The 15176-nt window shown below is 48.2% G+C and carries 13 protein-coding genes and 1 pseudogene; 9 read left to right on the top strand and 5 right to left on the bottom strand.

Annotated features, from left to right (window positions below; translation table 11 throughout):
- Positions 1 to 2 precede the first annotated feature (2 nt).
- Complete coding sequence (locus tag IPG41_05755) at positions 3 to 485, top strand: hypothetical protein (protein QQR54665.1); 483 nt, start codon at positions 3 to 5, stop codon at positions 483 to 485.
- Positions 482 to 1933 (top strand): tRNA (N6-isopentenyl adenosine(37)-C2)-methylthiotransferase MiaB, encoded by a 1452-nt coding sequence (miaB, locus tag IPG41_05760; protein QQR54666.1) that lies wholly within the window; start codon positions 482 to 484, stop codon positions 1931 to 1933. Before IPG41_05755 ends, miaB begins: the two co-directional genes overlap by 4 nt.
- A 3-nt stretch (positions 1934 to 1936) precedes the next feature.
- On the opposite strand, the gene IPG41_05765 is transcribed toward miaB, so the two are convergent.
- Positions 1937 to 2278 carry a type II toxin-antitoxin system PemK/MazF family toxin gene (locus IPG41_05765; protein QQR54667.1) on the bottom strand — a complete coding sequence of 114 codons (342 nt, stop codon included), beginning with the start codon at positions 2276 to 2278 and terminating at the stop codon, positions 1937 to 1939.
- The gene (locus IPG41_05770; GenBank protein ID QQR54668.1) at positions 2275 to 2520 is read right to left on the bottom strand and encodes a hypothetical protein; all 246 of its coding nucleotides are present in this window, start codon (positions 2518 to 2520) and stop codon (positions 2275 to 2277) included. Before IPG41_05770 ends, IPG41_05765 begins: the two co-directional genes overlap by 4 nt.
- 117 nt (positions 2521 to 2637) lie before the next feature.
- Between IPG41_05770 and IPG41_05775 the strand changes: the two genes are divergently transcribed.
- Entirely contained in the window at positions 2638 to 3483 is an 846-nt protein-coding gene (locus tag IPG41_05775; GenBank protein QQR54669.1) for a methylated-DNA--[protein]-cysteine S-methyltransferase, read from the top strand.
- Here IPG41_05775 and IPG41_05780 read toward each other — a convergent pair.
- Both IPG41_05780 and IPG41_05785 read right to left on the bottom strand, forming a co-directional pair.
- Positions 3475 to 4137, bottom strand: a complete 663-nt coding sequence (locus IPG41_05780) for a hypothetical protein (protein QQR55666.1) — start codon at positions 4135 to 4137, stop codon at positions 3475 to 3477. The genes IPG41_05775 and IPG41_05780 overlap by 9 nt on opposite strands.
- 231 nt (positions 4138 to 4368) lie before the next feature.
- Positions 4369 to 5472, bottom strand: a pseudogene (locus IPG41_05785) (alanine--tRNA ligase).
- A 109-nt stretch (positions 5473 to 5581) separates the two neighbouring features.
- On the opposite strand from IPG41_05785, the gene IPG41_05790 reads away from it, so the two are divergent.
- Together IPG41_05790 and IPG41_05795 are read left to right on the top strand one after the other, a co-directional pair.
- Positions 5582 to 7033 carry a hypothetical protein gene (locus IPG41_05790; protein QQR54670.1) on the top strand — a complete coding sequence of 484 codons (1452 nt, stop codon included), beginning with the start codon at positions 5582 to 5584 and terminating at the stop codon, positions 7031 to 7033.
- A complete protein-coding gene (locus IPG41_05795; protein QQR54671.1) occupies positions 7026 to 9140 on the top strand; it encodes a DUF4012 domain-containing protein in 2115 nt (704 codons plus the stop codon). Before IPG41_05790 ends, IPG41_05795 begins: the two co-directional genes overlap by 8 nt.
- On the opposite strand, the gene mutL is transcribed toward IPG41_05795, so the two are convergent.
- Positions 9137 to 10873, bottom strand: coding sequence for a DNA mismatch repair endonuclease MutL (gene mutL / locus IPG41_05800; GenBank protein ID QQR54672.1), 1737 nt, complete (start codon positions 10871 to 10873; stop codon positions 9137 to 9139). The genes IPG41_05795 and mutL overlap by 4 nt on opposite strands.
- A 131-nt stretch (positions 10874 to 11004) precedes the next feature.
- Between mutL and IPG41_05805 the strand changes: the two genes are divergently transcribed.
- The 4 genes from IPG41_05805 to purH are packed head-to-tail and all read left to right on the top strand — an operon-like array spanning position 11005 to position 15163.
- Positions 11005 to 12057, top strand: a complete 1053-nt coding sequence (locus IPG41_05805; protein ID QQR54673.1) for a transposase — start codon at positions 11005 to 11007, stop codon at positions 12055 to 12057.
- A gap of 32 nt (positions 12058 to 12089) precedes the next feature.
- Positions 12090 to 13277, top strand: coding sequence for a M23 family metallopeptidase (locus tag IPG41_05810; protein ID QQR54674.1), 1188 nt, complete (start codon positions 12090 to 12092; stop codon positions 13275 to 13277).
- Positions 13271 to 13531: a membrane protein insertion efficiency factor YidD gene (locus IPG41_05815; protein QQR54675.1), complete on the top strand. Its 261-nt coding sequence runs from the start codon at positions 13271 to 13273 to the stop codon at positions 13529 to 13531. Before IPG41_05810 ends, IPG41_05815 begins: the two co-directional genes overlap by 7 nt.
- Positions 13532 to 13591: 60 nt before the next feature.
- Positions 13592 to 15163, top strand: a complete 1572-nt coding sequence (gene purH / locus IPG41_05820) for a bifunctional phosphoribosylaminoimidazolecarboxamide formyltransferase/IMP cyclohydrolase (GenBank protein QQR54676.1) — start codon at positions 13592 to 13594, stop codon at positions 15161 to 15163.
- The last annotated feature ends 13 nt before the right edge of the window (positions 15164 to 15176 follow it).

Consider the following 15176-nt stretch of genomic DNA (forward strand, 5'->3'; position numbering starts at 1 on the left):
TCATGCCCAATTTCATCCTTTTCTTTGCCGGCCTATTCGTTCTTGCGTTCATCGCTTTGCTGTGGCTCAGACAAACTTTAATGCATCATTTGGATCAATTGAAGCACCACCAAGACATTTTAAAAAAAGACTTGGAAAAAGTCCGGGACTTAACGCCTTTTTTGTTGGAGGGCGCTCGAGAAGGGGAAGGGGTGACGGATGCATGGAATTTTTTGGTACAGAAAAGGGCCGCATTTCTAAACCCCAGCAGCTTGGCTCAAGACTTTGAATTTGAAAAAGACGTGCAACATTTCATTGCCAATTCTACTTTAAAAAACGTGATGTATTTAGAGGCCAAAAAGGATCTCACGGAATTGTTTAAACTCATCCAAGAACAAAAAGAAAAAATGAGTGTGCTGATTCAAAAATTCAATCATATAAGAAAGCAATTCCCCTATTCACTGGCTTCTGGTATCTTCGGCATCCGCGAAGTGAACCCTTTATGAAATACGCAATTCAAACCTACGGCTGCGCCATGAATTATTCCGACTCCGAGCGGGTGGCTAGCGTTTTGGAGCGCCTGGGCTATGTGGCCACCCAAGCTGCCAATGCTCAAGCTTCTCAGCCTGAAGCCTTCGACAGTGAAGCGGATGTGCTGGTACTCAACACTTGCAGTGTCAAACAAAAAGCCGAAGATCGAGTGTATGGACTGCGCAAAGTCATGGCCCGTCTGCACAAGGAAAACCCTCGCATAAAAATCGCCGTGACCGGCTGCATGATCAAAAAAACTTCCACTCAAAAAACTGCCCGTGACGAAGAAGGGGAGCTCATTGACGAACTGAAAAGTGAGCGTGATCCCATCCTCACCACCCTACCGGAAGTGGACATCGCTTTGCGCATTGAAGACGTGGCCAAGCTCCCCAACTTGCTGCAAGAAGTGGATCCAAATCTCAAGTTCAGCGACCAGCTCGACGAAGGCACTTTAGAAAATTATTTTCAAATCGCACCTAAAAAATCCACGAATTATTCAGTGTTTGTGCCCATCACCACGGGCTGCGACAAATTTTGTACTTACTGCATTGTCCCCTTCACTCGCGGCCGCGAAAAAAGCCGCGACTTTGATGAAATTCTTGCCGAATGCCAAAAACACGTGCAGGAAGGGGCGGTGGAAATCACGCTTGTAGGGCAAACGGTGAATTCTTATGGACTCAGTTTCAACGATAAAAAATCTGGCACGTTTGCTCGCTTCGGACTCAATGCCGCCGGAAAACCTTCCAGCCCCTTTGCCGCCTTGCTGCGCGAGGTGGACAGACTTTCCGAAAAAGGCCTCAAGCGCCTCCGCTTCACCTCGCCCCACCCTCGCGATTTTTCTGATGAACTCATTGAAACGCTCGCCAGTCTCAAAACAATTTGTCCCTACATCCATATGCCTGTGCAGTCCGGCGACGATGCCGTTTTGCGTCGCATGAATCGCAACTACCGCACACCCGAATACAAAGAAATCATGCACAAAATAAAGGCTGCCATTCCCGGTTGCGCCATCAGCACCGACATCATTGTGGGTTTCTGTGGCGAGACGGAGGAAGAATTTGAAAACACTTACAAAATGTACGAAGAAATGGAATGGGACATGTGCTTCCTTTCTCGTTATTCACCACGCAAAGGCACTTACTCACAGCGCACCCTACCCGACGACGTGAGCTACGATGAAAAGGCCACTCGCTGGCACCGCCTCAATGACTTGCTCACCCAAACGGCCGCCAAAAAACACGCGGCTTTCCTCGGCAAAACCGTAGAAGTTTTAGTCACCGAACAAATCGGACAAACCTGCCGTGGCCGCACACCCGAGTTCAAAGAAATCCAGTTCCGCAGTGGTCGCCCTCTCGTTGGAAAATTCGCAAATGTGCTCGTCACCGAAACCGCCGACTTTTACTTGAAAGGGGAATTGGCGTAAAGGTCACTTCATTTTTAAATATCCAAATAAAGCGACTTCAACTTCTTTGAGTTTTTTCTTTTTCAACTTTCCAAAAACACGACGAATGATACTCTTTTTTAAACTGATGATTTTACTGGGACGAATGTAAGATTGAACAGGCAAACTGCCCTGTGCCATATCGTGATCGTTCAATTTGATTTGATTTTTTTTAGAACTTTGACTGGTCACTGCGACCAAAATACAATCTTCGCCTTTCAGTGTTTTGTTGGAAACAACAAGAGCAGGGCGACTCTTTACTGCACTCAAGTCGCTGAAAGGGAAAGGAACGAGGACAAGATCTCCTTGCTGAAGTTTTATAGTCATTTTTGATCCAAATGGTTTTGATAAACATCGTCTGCATTTGTGGACCAAAAATCAAAACTCGATTCGGCCAAAGCATTAAAATCTTCCAAATCGTCCTCTAATACTTTGATTTCAATGGGCTTAAGGACAAAGCAATTGCTTTTCTCTTCCAACAAGCATTTTTGATGTTTGAATTTTCGCCTCTCCGAAACAGGAATGGTGATTTGTCCTTTGGGAGAAATGCTGAGGATATAAGAAGCCATAAAAGTAAAATTATTTTACATTTTTACTTTACACTTTTTTACTTTTCTAATCAATAAATAAAAGCAAGAATCGGATTGCTGAAAAACAAACAAACAATTAACCTGCAAACAGTTTTTATGAGCATGCAAAAAACATCCGACTTCAATCGCATCGCTAGGGCCATTGATTTTCTACAAAAGAATTTCAAAAACCAACCCAGCCTAGAAAAAATAGCAGCTCATGTGGGGCTTTCTTCTTTTCATTTTCAGAAATCATTCACCGAATGGGCTGGAGTAAGCCCAAAGAAATTCATACAATTTCTCAGTTTGGACCATGCAAAGAAACGGCTTGCCGCACAGGATGGCACACTAGAAACGGCATTAAAAACAGGTCTTTCAGGCACGGGCCGTCTCCACGATCTTTTTTTGCACATCGAAGCCATGACACCTGGAGAGTACAAGAATGGAGGCGAAAATTTAGTCCTCAGCTACCATTTTTTTGAGACTCTTTTTGGACAAGCACTTGTGGCATCCACTTCCAAAGGCCTGAATTATTTAGCCTTTGGAGAAGATAAAAAAGCCGTATTGAAGGAGTTTAAATCTCACACTCCAAAAGCGACTTTTATAGAGAAAGAAACCCATTTTCAAAGAGCTGCGCTGACTTTTTTTGAGAAAATCAAAACACCTCAAAAATTAACACTGCATCTAAAAGGATCTCCTTGCCAGCTCAAGGTCTGGGAAGCCTTATTAAAAATTCCTGAAGGACAAATTTCAACGTATGGAAAAGTAGCAGCTCAAATCCAAAATCCCAAAGCCTGTCGTGCTGTAGGAAGCGCAGTAGGGAACAATCCGGTTTCTTTTTTAATTCCTTGTCATCGAGTGATTCAAGCTGGAGGACAATTTGGCCATTATCATTGGGGCCCCCTTCGAAAAGCAGCCATGCTCGGTTGGGAAGCGGCCCATTGCAAGCGAAAACTACTCTAAAATCGCACGAATCCTCCGAATGCCAGCTGAAGACGCCTCCTCTTTAACGATTTTGAAGTTTTTACCCAAAAGTCCCGTATGTTCCACATGAGGGCCTCCACAGATTTCCTTGGAGTAATCGCCCATGAAATAGACTTTTACGCGCCCGTCGAGTTCGCCTTCATACTTGTCCACAAAAACTCCCGTTGCATCGATTTTGCGCGCTTGTTCGACGCTCATCTCTTCAAAGCGTACAGGGTAATCCGCTTGAATCGCATCGTTCACAATTTTTTCAACTTGAGCGATTTGTTCAGGAGTCAATTTGTCGGAATAATTGAAGTCAAAACGCAGGCGTTCTTGAGTGATGTTGGAACCTTTTTGTTCCACGGTTTTGCCGAGCACGCGGCGCAGCGCCTCGAGCATGAGGTGGGTCGCGGTATGCAATTTGGTCGTTTCAAAACTGTGATCAGCAAGTCCTCCTGCAAACTTTTGTTCAGAGCCTGCACGCGACTTTTCTTGATGCTGAGCAAAGGCTTTTTCAAACCCTTCGGTATCCACCTTAATGCCGCGCTCCTTCATCATTTCTACGGTCATTTCCAAAGGAAATCCAAAACTTTCAAAGTAAAAAAAGGCCCGTTCGCCGCGTAAAGTCCAGCCAGAATTTCGTAGGCCCATGGCCACGTCGCGCACCGTAAGCAGCACGCTTTCATCCACGTTTTTTTCAGCCGCCGCCGCCTTGAATTCCGCGCGAAGTTTTCCAAGCACTGGTCGCAAAATTGGGTTTAAAATGGCAAGCACATCTTTGTTGCCCACCACCTGGCTGAGGGCATTGAGTCCGGTTTCGAGGCGAGCCACGGTGGAGCCTAAAGCCAAAGCCTCCACGGCTTCGCTCACACGCAGCACATCTTTTTCGAGTTCATTTTCTCCGTTGGCCAACGCCTTTTGAAACTGCTCTTCTTCTTTGTCCAAACTGTCCACAATACGTTTTTCATATTTCGCTAATTCTTTGTAAACTTCGCCATAAATACCGATGAAAAGACGAGCCAGATCAGAAGTAAAAGCGCCTTCAATGCCCAGCTTGCGTCCATGGCGAATGGCACGACGAATGAGGCGCCGCAGCACGTAACCTTGGTCCACATTCGAAGGAGTCACTCCGCGTTCGTCCCCCAAAATAAAAGTCGCACTGCGAATGTGATCCGCAATGATGCGTTCACTCACGATGTTTTCGCTGCGAGCCAATTTGCGGATGTGAGCGATCACCGGCGCGAAGAGTTCTGTTTCGTACAAATTGTCGCGGCCTTGCAAAATGGGTGTCACACGATCAAGTCCCATTCCTGTATCTACATTTTGTTGGGCGAGGGGAGTGTAGGAACCGTCTTCGTTCTTGTTGTATTGCATGAACACATCGTTCCAAATCTCCACCCAACGTTTGTCTTTGGGGTCGTAGATTTCGGGCGCCGCACCTTCACCGGTCCAGTAGAACATTTCGGTGTCTGGTCCACACGGGCCGGTTTGTCCAGCGGGCCCCCACCAGTTGTCTTCTTTAGGAAGGAAGACGATGCGTTCATCCGGCATGCCCAGTGAGCGCCAAATGGCAGCCGCCTCTTCATCGCGAGGCGCATTTTCGTCTCCTTCAAAACAAGTCACAGCCAAGTTTTTGGGATCGATACCCAGCTCTTCCGTCAAAAATTCATAAGACATTTTAATAGCTCCCTCCTTAAAATAATCGCCCAGCGACCAATTCCCCAGCATTTCGAAAAAAGTGCAATGCGTCCGGTCGCCCACTTCTTCAATGTCCCCAGTGCGGATGCATTTTTGCACATCCACGAGGCGCGTCCCTTCCGGGTGTTTTTCACCCATCAAATAAGGCACCAGCGGATGCATTCCTGCCGTAGTGAACAAAACCGTCGGATCGTTTTCAGGGATCAAACTGGAGCCGGGAATGATCTTGTGCCCATGTTTTTGAGCAAAGAAATTCAGATATTTTTGGCGAAGTCCGGAAGCAAGCATATTTTAAATTTTTTTTGGAGAACCGAATTCTAACATAGGGCCCTGGGCCCACCAATAGAACATCAACACGCTGGTCTTTTTTTGGATTAGCCTCTAAACTCTGTCCACAATGTCCACCCAACTCAGCACTGAAAAATTGCCCAAAGGCCTCTTCCTCGCGAGCTTCATTCTGCTGGCGTGGCTGGCTGTTTTTGCCGTCGTGGTGCGGTGGAACGCCCTGCCCAATCTAGCCGAACTTTTGCCCAAAGAAGAAACCGAAGCCTTTTGGATGCTCGAGCTAGACGACTTAAAAAAGTCGCAAATGACAAGTCCTGCGGCCTTCAATACTTTTTTGAACACTCCTCTAGAAAATCTGCCTTGGGTGAGTCGCGTAGGAGGGGCTTGGATGAAAAGTGGAGACCTTTCGATTGCAGAAGTGAACTCCAAAGCTGAGGCGCAGGATTTTTTGGAAAGCCTCAAAACTCCCGAAGAAGAATTTTTGAAAGAATCCTTGGATGGATCTTTATGGAGCACGGTCTATTGTTACAGTGAAACTCAACCCTATTGCTTCACCTGGGTCGGGGATTTGCTTTTCGTTGCCGATCAAAAAGAGCTGCTGATTTCAGTGCAAAAAACAGCCTTGGGTGAGCTAGAAAACCTGGAATCGGACGGAAAATATCAAAATGTTCGAGGCCGCTTGGCACACTGGAACGGGGGTTTTTACTACTTGGACCTGCAAAAAGTCAGTCGCCGTTTCATGGACGATTTTGGAGCTGCAGCTTCTCTTTTACAACTTTTCCCATCCATGGGCGGAGCACTGGAGTACCCCAATGCCGAAAGCTTTTTGGCGGTGGACAAAACCTTATTGGGGGATCAAGTTTTTTACCGTCCTGAAGAAAGCTACCAAAAAAAATTCTTACCCTGGACTTCCAAAGAACTCGCCTGGGAATGGGGAGGACAAAATCTCTACGCCCAATGGAAGCGCATGGAAGAAATTTTAAGTGAAAACAGTCCCTCTGCCGGCATCGTTTGGCGAGCGGAAACCATGGCGCTTTTCACCCGCTGGTTTGGAGCGGATTTCAATTTTGAAACGCAATTTGCTCCTTTTTTGGATAAAGAGCAGTATTTTGCATTCACCCCAAACGGACATTTCCTTTTCATTACGGAACTCGAAGCAGGGGAGGCCAAACAGTTGGATGAACTTAAAAATCAACTCATTTCTAAATTGCCCGAACAAGCAATACTGGAACAAGTGAAGAAAAACGACTCTTTAAGCTATGAGCTAAAAGTCGACGGGCAAGTGCAATTCACTTTCATGGTTTTAAACAACGCCTTTATCCTTTCTGACTCCCCTCAATTGGCTTTGTCTACACTGGACAGAGCCCTTGGACAAGAAGAACCTCGCAATTTACAGGAGTTTTCAGACCTTTTATCAGGGGCCGACGAAGTCGTGATTCTGCATTGTCCACTCCTGCCCGATGGGAATATACTAAAGACCCTGGGAGGGAAGGAAAGCATCCTCTCAACGCGAAAACTCTTTGACGACGGAGTCTTCACTCGCACTCATTTCAGTCATGATTAGACTCGACATCGGTCCCGAACCCAACCTGCCACGCCCCTCAGCTAAAAAGTCAAAACACGTGGTGGATTTAAAGACGCTCGATGGAGCTAAAAAAATAGAGGCTCATAGCAAGGTGACGTTGAACATGAAAGAAGAAATTCGCATGCGAACTTTGACTCCCGATAAAATTCAAATTGTTGGAAAAAATTATGGTCGTCGTCGAGGACTCGGACGCATCCCCATGCTCATTGCAGCGCTCGCCATGATCCTTCTTTTGAATGTGGGTCAACTTCTCTTTTTGGGCAAACGCCAAGGGGAAGAGGCGCTCGCGCTCGCCAGCCAAGGGTTCATGACCCTGCAAGGGGCCGGCCAATCCTTCACAACAGGGGAATCCGGTGGGGACATTTTGCTCTTCAATCAAGCCGAACAACTGTTTGAGGAAGCCAAGCAAGAGGGTGCCTTTCTGCTCAACACGCCCACTCCTTGGCTCGACGAACCCGCTCAAGTCAAAAGCCTGCGCAACATTTTAGATGCGGGCAGCCTCATGGCCAGCATTGGGGTGCACCTCAGTGAAGCCAAAGTGGCGCTAGAACTTTTGCCCAAAGAAGGCTCGCTCACCGAACATCTACGCCAAGTTTCAACAAGCCATTTGGAACCCGCCGCAGACGAAATCACAAAAATCAACCGCTTGCTGAATGAGGTGGATCTCACCGGCACTGGTTACGAAAGTCAATTCGCCGAATACCAAAGCAAACTCTTGGCTTTAGAAAACATGCTCACTCTGTGGGTCGCCATCAAAGAGCCCTTGCTCACAGCCCTGGGCGACACTCATCCACAAACTTACCTCGTGCTCTTGCAAAACAACGACGAAATGCGTTTGGGAGGGGGCTTCATCGGCAGTTTTGTACTGGTCACGCTCAACGACGGACGCCTCACTCAAATGGATTTTCACGACGTTTATGAATACGACGGTCAGTATCACGGCAATTTAGAAGTGCCCCTTCACGAACTCAGAGAACTCACACCCATTTGGCGCCTGCGCGACAGCAATATTTCCCCTGATTTCAGTGTCTCTGCACAAAAGGCAGCGTGGTTTTTAGAAGAAGAAGGAGGCCCGGGAGTGGATGGAGTGATCGCCGTCAACTTATCTTCAGCACAAGCCTTTTTAGAGGTCACCGGACCGCTCACCCTCGCATCCTTGCCTCGGTCGCTGAACGCCGAAGATTTGCCTTCTGTGCTAGCCACCCTCGTTGAATCCAAGACCTATGGAGCCACGACGCCCAAAGCCATTTTAAACGAACTGCTCACCGCTTTTTCTGAAAAAGCAAAAGACCCCGCTTTGGCCGCACAATTGTTCTTTGCAGCCTGGCAAGAAACCCAAAACAAATCGCTGAGTTTCTACCACAAAGACCCTGCCATCCAAACTCTTTTCGAATCCATGGATATGGCCGGTGCCCTTCCAAACCTCAATGAACTCAGCGCAGAAACCGAAATGCCAAGCGATTATTTCATGCCTCTTTTCACCAACATCGGGGGCAACAAAACCGACCGATATGTGGAATCCGCAGTAAGTCACAACACACAAATTTTAGAAGATGGAAGCATGGTGGTGACGGTGGAAATGACACGCATCCATAGCTTTACGGAAACCACTGAAAACGCACTCAAAGACACGCTCAGGAATTACGGCTTCGCTGCTTGGAACGACGCCCTTCTTTACACCTTGGGCAAGGCCAACAATCAAACGGGCATCCGCCTCTATGTGCCGGAAGGAGCTCAACTTTTAGAAACTCAGGGCCTTTACAAAGACGAAGTCCAATTTTTCTACGATCCATCCGAGGATCACAGCTACTTTTATTTTGATCAAAACTTGGAACCCGGCGAAGCTCAAACCGTGACTTTACAGTGGGCCTTACCCTGGAAATTTCAAGGAGAGTTCCAAGAGTACCACTTCAATTGGTTCAAACAGCCCGGCCTCAAAAACACCACTTTCACCAAGACTGTGAGTGCTCCCAATGACATTTTGCTTTCTTCCATTCCCGCCGCCACTCAAACCGAAAAAGGCTACGACTACACTTATGAGACCAGCACTTCAGGCGACCTCGACTTCACCTTGTTGTACCGCTAAAAATTTCTGCGCTTGAACAATTCCTCCAGCTTTTCATGAGTCCATGTGAAAAGGGCCGGTCTTCCATGCGGACAATGCGTGCAATTCGGCGTCACGGCCATGTCTTTAATGAGCGCCTCCATTTCAAGCATGTTCAAGGCATCGCCGAATTTAATGGCCCCACGACATGCCGTCACCGTCGCCAAAACTTCTCGCACATTTTTCACATGATTTTGTTTCCATTCCTTCGTCACATCCGCAAGCACTTCCTTGAGCACCGCTTCAGGATCGCGCTTTTCCAAGCCCAAAGGCACCGCCCGGATCAAAAAAGTATTGCCTCCAAATTCTTCGATTTCATAACCGAGTTCGGCAAAAGCGGCTGCATGCTCTCGCAAAAGTTGAGCGCTTTCCACTCCCAAATCCAATTGCAGGGGAGTGAGCAAGGCTTGCGAATAGGAAGCGTGCGAATCCACCGTTTTCATGAGTCGTTCATAACGCACTCGCTCGTGAGCCGCGTGCTGGTCAATCAATACCAGCCCCTCCGGACTTTCAGCCACAATATAGCGATTGTAAACTTGAGTGAGCGGACGCAATTGCAAGGTCTTCACCTCTATAAAACGGTGCTCCCGTTCCAGCGAAGCCACGGATTTTTCAGGCCTTTCCTCAGAACCATCGAAACTTAAAAAAGAAAGCGATTCGGTACTTTTGTCTGGGCTTGATCCGCTCGTAGCCACCGCTGCCACTCGCCCCAAAAGCGGACTCAAAGTGGCATGTTCAAGCGCATGTTTCACGGCTCCAAAAACAATGCGATAGATTTCTTGCGTGTTCACAAATTTCACCTCCAATTTGCGAGGATGCACATTCACATCCACAAAGGCCGGGTCCATGGTCAGCTCCAAAACATACCAAGGAAACTTGTCGTTCATGAGCAAAGAATGAAAAGCTTCTTGCACCGCATGACCCACGAGGCGATTTTGAATGGGATGTCCGTTCACGAATAAAAACTGATATTTACGACTGCTGCGCGAAAGTTCGGGTTTGCCCACGAAACCTCTCAAAATCACATTGCTTTGTTCATAAGTCACAGGCACTAAGGCATCTGCGGTTTGGCCTCCATAAAGCACCCGAATGCGCTCGTGCAGCGTTTGCCCAGACGGCAAATCAAAAACCAATTCTCCATCTTTCAATAAACGAAAACCCACGTTCGGATGTGCCATGGCCAGTTCACTCAAAATATCGAAGCAGTGGCCGTATTCCGTCGCTTCCGATTTCATGTATTTGCGCCGTGCCGGTGTGGGATGAAAAAGTCCGGTAATAGTGATCTCGGTTCCTTCACTACACGCTGTTTCTTCATGGCGCAGCAATTTTCCAGCATCCAATTCTAAAGCCGTACCCATTCGCTCGCCGACGGGTCGCGTCTTCAAAAGCACATGAGCAATGCTGGCGATGCTTGCCAAGGCTTCCCCACGAAAGCCCAAACTCGCAAGAGAAAACAAGTCCTCTACGGTGGCGATTTTACTGGTGGCATGAGCGGTAAAAGCGAGCGCCGCATCCTCAAAACTCATGCCCGAACCCCGATCCACCACACGAATTTTTTGAAGCCCGCCCCCTTCTATTTCCACCGAAATCGAAGAAGTTCCGCTATCCAAACTGTTTTCCACCAACTCCTTAAGAGCCGAAGCCGGGCGTTCCACCACTTCCCCCGCCGCAATTTGGCTGATCAATTCCGGACTGAGCAGACGAATAACACTCATGGCTGCAGTTTAACACAATTTGAAAAGGCAAGCCCAGTTCCTACGTAGTTTCACGAATTTCAAGTACAGCTCAGGGGAAAAGGAAGAGGGAGTAGAGTAGAGATACTTTACTTCTTCACCCCAACTCCCTCATGGAACAATATAACATGACGAAAGGCATTCGTGGACTGAGAAGATTACTTCGGCAGTTTAACGAAGCTACTTTAAAGCCCTGGCAGAGAGACGTACTTAGAGAAAGAATCCTTATTTTGGATTGGTACGACCATAATGGAAAGAATAAAGCCAAGACTGCCAGGGCTTTTGAAACTTCTAGAAGCCACGTACAAAAGCTGGTGAAGGCCAGAAAGGAAGAAGGACTGGGTGGTCTTATTCCGAAAATAACAGGACCCAATAACAAACGTGGATTTAATCTCACCAGTGAAGAGAAACAAGAGATTGAACGCTATGCAAGGATGTTTCCAGATTGGAGCCACAAGAAGCTTCACATGTTTCTTCACCAGCACAGCATTTCCACCTTGTACCGCTATTTGGCAGCAAAAGGATTACTGGTTCGTAATCGCTGCCCCGGGTTTCTCAAGAAACCAAAACCTAGGTCTGCTTGGAAAGTCCAAAGAAAAAAACTCCCCAAGGACTACCAAATCTTAAAACCTGGAGACTTGGTAGTCCTAGATTCCATCGTTGAGTTTGTGGACAGCGCCTTCAACAAACTGTACTTCATTACCTGTGTGGATGTGGCCACCAGGATAGGTTTTGCACTCGTAACCAAGCACCACAGTTCCAAGGCGGCCAAAGCTTTGCTGGAAAAGATGGAAGAAGTGCTCCAGACCAAGATTAAAGCTGTTTTAACAGACAACGGCAGTGAGTTCCTGGCGTACTTCCATAAAGCCTGCCAGCAGCAAGGGATTGAGCACTTCTTCACTCGCCCCAGAACACCAAAAGATAATGCGATTTGTGAGCGATTCAACCTTACTTTGCAACAACACCTCTACTGGAGAGTGGACTTAACCAGTCCCATTTACAAGATTAATGAGGTGCTCGCGGATTGGCTCGTGGAGTATAATTGCCTTCGTCCACATGAATCTCTCAATATGAGACCTCCAGTTGCTCACTACTTTCATCTATTCTACTCCCCTCGCCCCATCCCCGAGGTGTACTTGAAACTATGGAACCGGACAGTTCCTTGACCCGCCCCCCCTTCTGCGCTATCCTCCTTAAGATGAGTAAAGTCGATGCAGAGGTCCAAAAGGAGCGACACAGAAAGCTCTTTGAAGGCCAATACCATTCTTGGCTCGGACGTGTTTGGTTCTACACAAAGAGAAGCCTGAAAAAAATCTGGAATGTCCTGACTCCCTCGGCAAAAGTCTGGTCGGAGTTCACGCATCCTCTGGATCAATGGCCCGCTCCCAAACGTTTGTACACTCAATTGGCTTCTTGGAGTATCGGTCTTTTGGTTTTGACCTCCATCAACGTCTCCAATGCTGCTTTTGGAGGAGGGGAAGGAGTGGGGCAAGAATACCTCAGCCTTGACGCCACCGCCGTACACATGACGGATGACGAAGGTTACATCATCAAAGCCATGCCTTTAGAAGGGGAGGCAACCTTTGACATGAATCGCGCCGAACTTGTGGAACATGAGGTTCAAGAAGGGGAAACGCTTTCCATGATCGCTTATCGTTACGGCATCAGCATCAGCTCCATTCGCTACGCCAACACCACGCTCGGCAGCAGCGATTATTTGAAAATCGGACAAACCCTCAAAATTCCTCCCAAAGATGGCATTTATATCACCGTACCTTCAGGAGCCACCCTGGTGTCTCTCATGGACAAGTATAAAGGGAATTTAGACGACACCAAGACCTTCAACAGCATTGAAAGTGACGATGACCTCAATTCCGGAGATCAATTGTTCATTGTCGGTGGGAAACCGGAAGTGGTCTACGTGGCAGCGATCAACAGTGGAGCTCGAAGCACAGCCGGAGGGTACTCAGCCACAGGCCCCAGTGTGTCTGCTTATGAGATTCCCGCCAACGACTTGGGATGGATTCGTCCCACCATAGGGATCATCACGCAAGGTTTTAAAGGAGGACATCCCGCTTATGACATCGCTGATCGCAGCAAACCTGACATTTTGGCCGTTATGGCGGGCACAGTGGTGGACACTGGCGAAGGCTGGTCCGGAGGTTATGGAAATCACGTATGGATCGATCACGGCAATGGCTACAAAACCCACTACGCTCACATGACCGAATTCTATGTGCAAGTCGGGGACACCGTCACTCTAGGACAAGTCATTGGAAAAATGGGAAACACCGGTCGCGTGTATGGAGCCACGGGAATCCACCTCCATTTTGAAATCAGCTACAACGGTACGAAAATAAATCCTAGCTTCATGGGGGTATGGTAGGCCGCTGGAACCCTCTGCACTGGCCCGCCCTCCTCGCCATTCTGCTCGTCGGGCTGTACCAAAAGACTCTTTCACCAGATCATTCTTGGCTGCGCCACCTTTTCCCAGGAGGCTTTTGTCGCTTCACGCCCAGTTGCAGCATGTACACGCGTCTTGCTCTTGAAAAATACGGTTTTATTCGCGGCTCGGCAAAAGGCTTGTGGCGTATTCTTCGCTGCAACCCCTGGAGCAAAGGAGGATTGGATTTACCTTGAGCCCTTGACCAAAACAGGCCTTCTGGTTAAGCTCTCCCAGGTTTGTCCAATTAAACTACTATGGATTCTGACCTTCAAAACGTTCGCCCCATTCAGCGCGCCCTTTTAAGTGTGTCTGACAAAACCGGCCTCGTAGAACTCGCCACTGCCCTGCACGAGCACGGCACCGAGCTGCTTTCCACCGGTGGAACCGCCAAGGCTCTCAAAGACGCCGGCCTTCCTGTAAAAGATGTGTCTGAGTATACGGGCTTTCCTGAAATGATGGGGGGACGCGTGAAAACCTTACACCCTAAAGTGCATGGAGGACTTTTGATGCGCCGGGGAGAAGACGACGAAATAGCGGCCCAAAACGGCATCCAAGAAATCGACATGGTGGTGATCAACCTTTACCCTTTTGAAGAGACCATTGCAAAGGAAGGGGTAACCGAACCCGAAGCCATTGAACAGATCGATATTGGAGGCCCTTCTATGCTTCGTAGCGCTGCTAAAAATTTCAAGTGGGTGGCTTCCGTCAGCGATATAAAAGACTACCCAGCGCTCATCACCGAACTCAAAAAAGAAGGAGGGCTGAGTTTTGAAACCCGCCGACGTTTAGCCCTCAATGTCTTCGAAAAGACCAGCCGTTACGATTTAGCCATTGCAGATTACCTGCGCTACAAGGGAGAACCAGTGGAGCTCCTCGATTTGCATTATGAAAAAGTGATGAAGCTTCGTTATGGAGAAAATCCCCATCAAAAGGCGGCTTTTTTCCGTGATCCCTCCGACACTTTCCCCAATGTGACCAATGCCAAGGTTTTGCAAGGAAAAGAACTGTCTTACAACAACATTGTGGATGCCGATGCAGCACTCGAACTTGTCAAAGATTTTGACAAGCCTGCCGCCGCAGTCATTAAACATACAAACCCCTGTGGTGCTGCTACCGCTGACAACATTGAGGCAGCCTTTGAAGAGGCCCACAGCGTGGACCCTATGGCGGCCTTCGGATGTGTGATTGCCCTCAACCAAACCTGCACAAAAACCGTGGCCCAGTATATCCTCGACAAGAAACTCTTCGTCGAAATCATCATTGCTCCCAGCTTTGATCCTGGCGCTCGCGAATTGCTCGCGGCCAAAACCAATTTGCGCCTGCTCGAAACCGGTGAACTCCGTAAAAACCCAAACCAACGCCACATTCGTTCCGTGTCCGGCGGACTGCTCATACAAACTTCAGACGAAACCATTGTTGGAGAAAAAGATCTACAAACCGTCACCGACCGAAAACCCACAGAGGACGAAATTGAAGAGATGCTTTTTGCTCGCGTACTCGTGAAACACGTCAAATCCAACGCCGTGGTCTTTGCCAAAAAGAACAGTCATGGCGGCTGCACTACCACGGGAATTGGGGCTGGACAAATGTCTCGCGTCGACAGTGTGATCATTGCAAAACGCAAGGGCGGGGAACGCATTCCTGGCTCTGTCATGGCCTCCGACGCTTTCTTTCCTTTTCCCGATGCGGTGGAAGAAGCCAAAGCCGCAGGAGCGCAGGCCATCGTCCAACCCGGCGGTTCCATGCGCGACGCTGAAGTCATTGCCAAAGCCAACGAACTTGGCATGACCATGGTGTTCAGCGGCATTCGAAGTTTTAGACATTAGGAAATCAATAGTA

It is taken from the genome of Candidatus Peregrinibacteria bacterium (assembly GCA_016699145.1).
In the GTDB taxonomy this organism is placed as follows: Bacteria; Patescibacteriota; Gracilibacteria; order UBA1369; family 2-02-FULL-48-14.

What these genes read in the sequence shown, in the direction of transcription:
- IPG41_05755 (QQR54665.1), top strand. Translation starts at nt 3, where the DNA reads ATGCCCAATTTCATCCTTTTCTTTGCCGGCCTATTCGTTCTTGCGTTC.
- miaB (QQR54666.1), top strand. Translation starts at nt 482, where the DNA reads ATGAAATACGCAATTCAAACCTACGGCTGCGCCATGAATTATTCCGAC.
- IPG41_05765 (QQR54667.1), bottom strand. Translation starts at nt 2,278, where the DNA reads ATGACTATAAAACTTCAGCAAGGAGATCTTGTCCTCGTTCCTTTCCCT.
- IPG41_05770 (QQR54668.1), bottom strand. Translation starts at nt 2,520, where the DNA reads ATGGCTTCTTATATCCTCAGCATTTCTCCCAAAGGACAAATCACCATT.
- IPG41_05775 (QQR54669.1), top strand. Translation starts at nt 2,638, where the DNA reads ATGAGCATGCAAAAAACATCCGACTTCAATCGCATCGCTAGGGCCATT.
- IPG41_05780 (QQR55666.1), bottom strand. Translation starts at nt 4,137, where the DNA reads ATGGGCCTACGAAATTCTGGCTGGACTTTACGCGGCGAACGGGCCTTT.
- IPG41_05790 (QQR54670.1), top strand. Translation starts at nt 5,582, where the DNA reads ATGTCCACCCAACTCAGCACTGAAAAATTGCCCAAAGGCCTCTTCCTC.
- IPG41_05795 (QQR54671.1), top strand. Translation starts at nt 7,026, where the DNA reads ATGATTAGACTCGACATCGGTCCCGAACCCAACCTGCCACGCCCCTCA.
- mutL (QQR54672.1), bottom strand. Translation starts at nt 10,873, where the DNA reads ATGAGTGTTATTCGTCTGCTCAGTCCGGAATTGATCAGCCAAATTGCG.
- IPG41_05805 (QQR54673.1), top strand. Translation starts at nt 11,005, where the DNA reads ATGGAACAATATAACATGACGAAAGGCATTCGTGGACTGAGAAGATTA.
- IPG41_05810 (QQR54674.1), top strand. Translation starts at nt 12,090, where the DNA reads ATGAGTAAAGTCGATGCAGAGGTCCAAAAGGAGCGACACAGAAAGCTC.
- IPG41_05815 (QQR54675.1), top strand. Translation starts at nt 13,271, where the DNA reads ATGGTAGGCCGCTGGAACCCTCTGCACTGGCCCGCCCTCCTCGCCATT.
- purH (QQR54676.1), top strand. Translation starts at nt 13,592, where the DNA reads ATGGATTCTGACCTTCAAAACGTTCGCCCCATTCAGCGCGCCCTTTTA.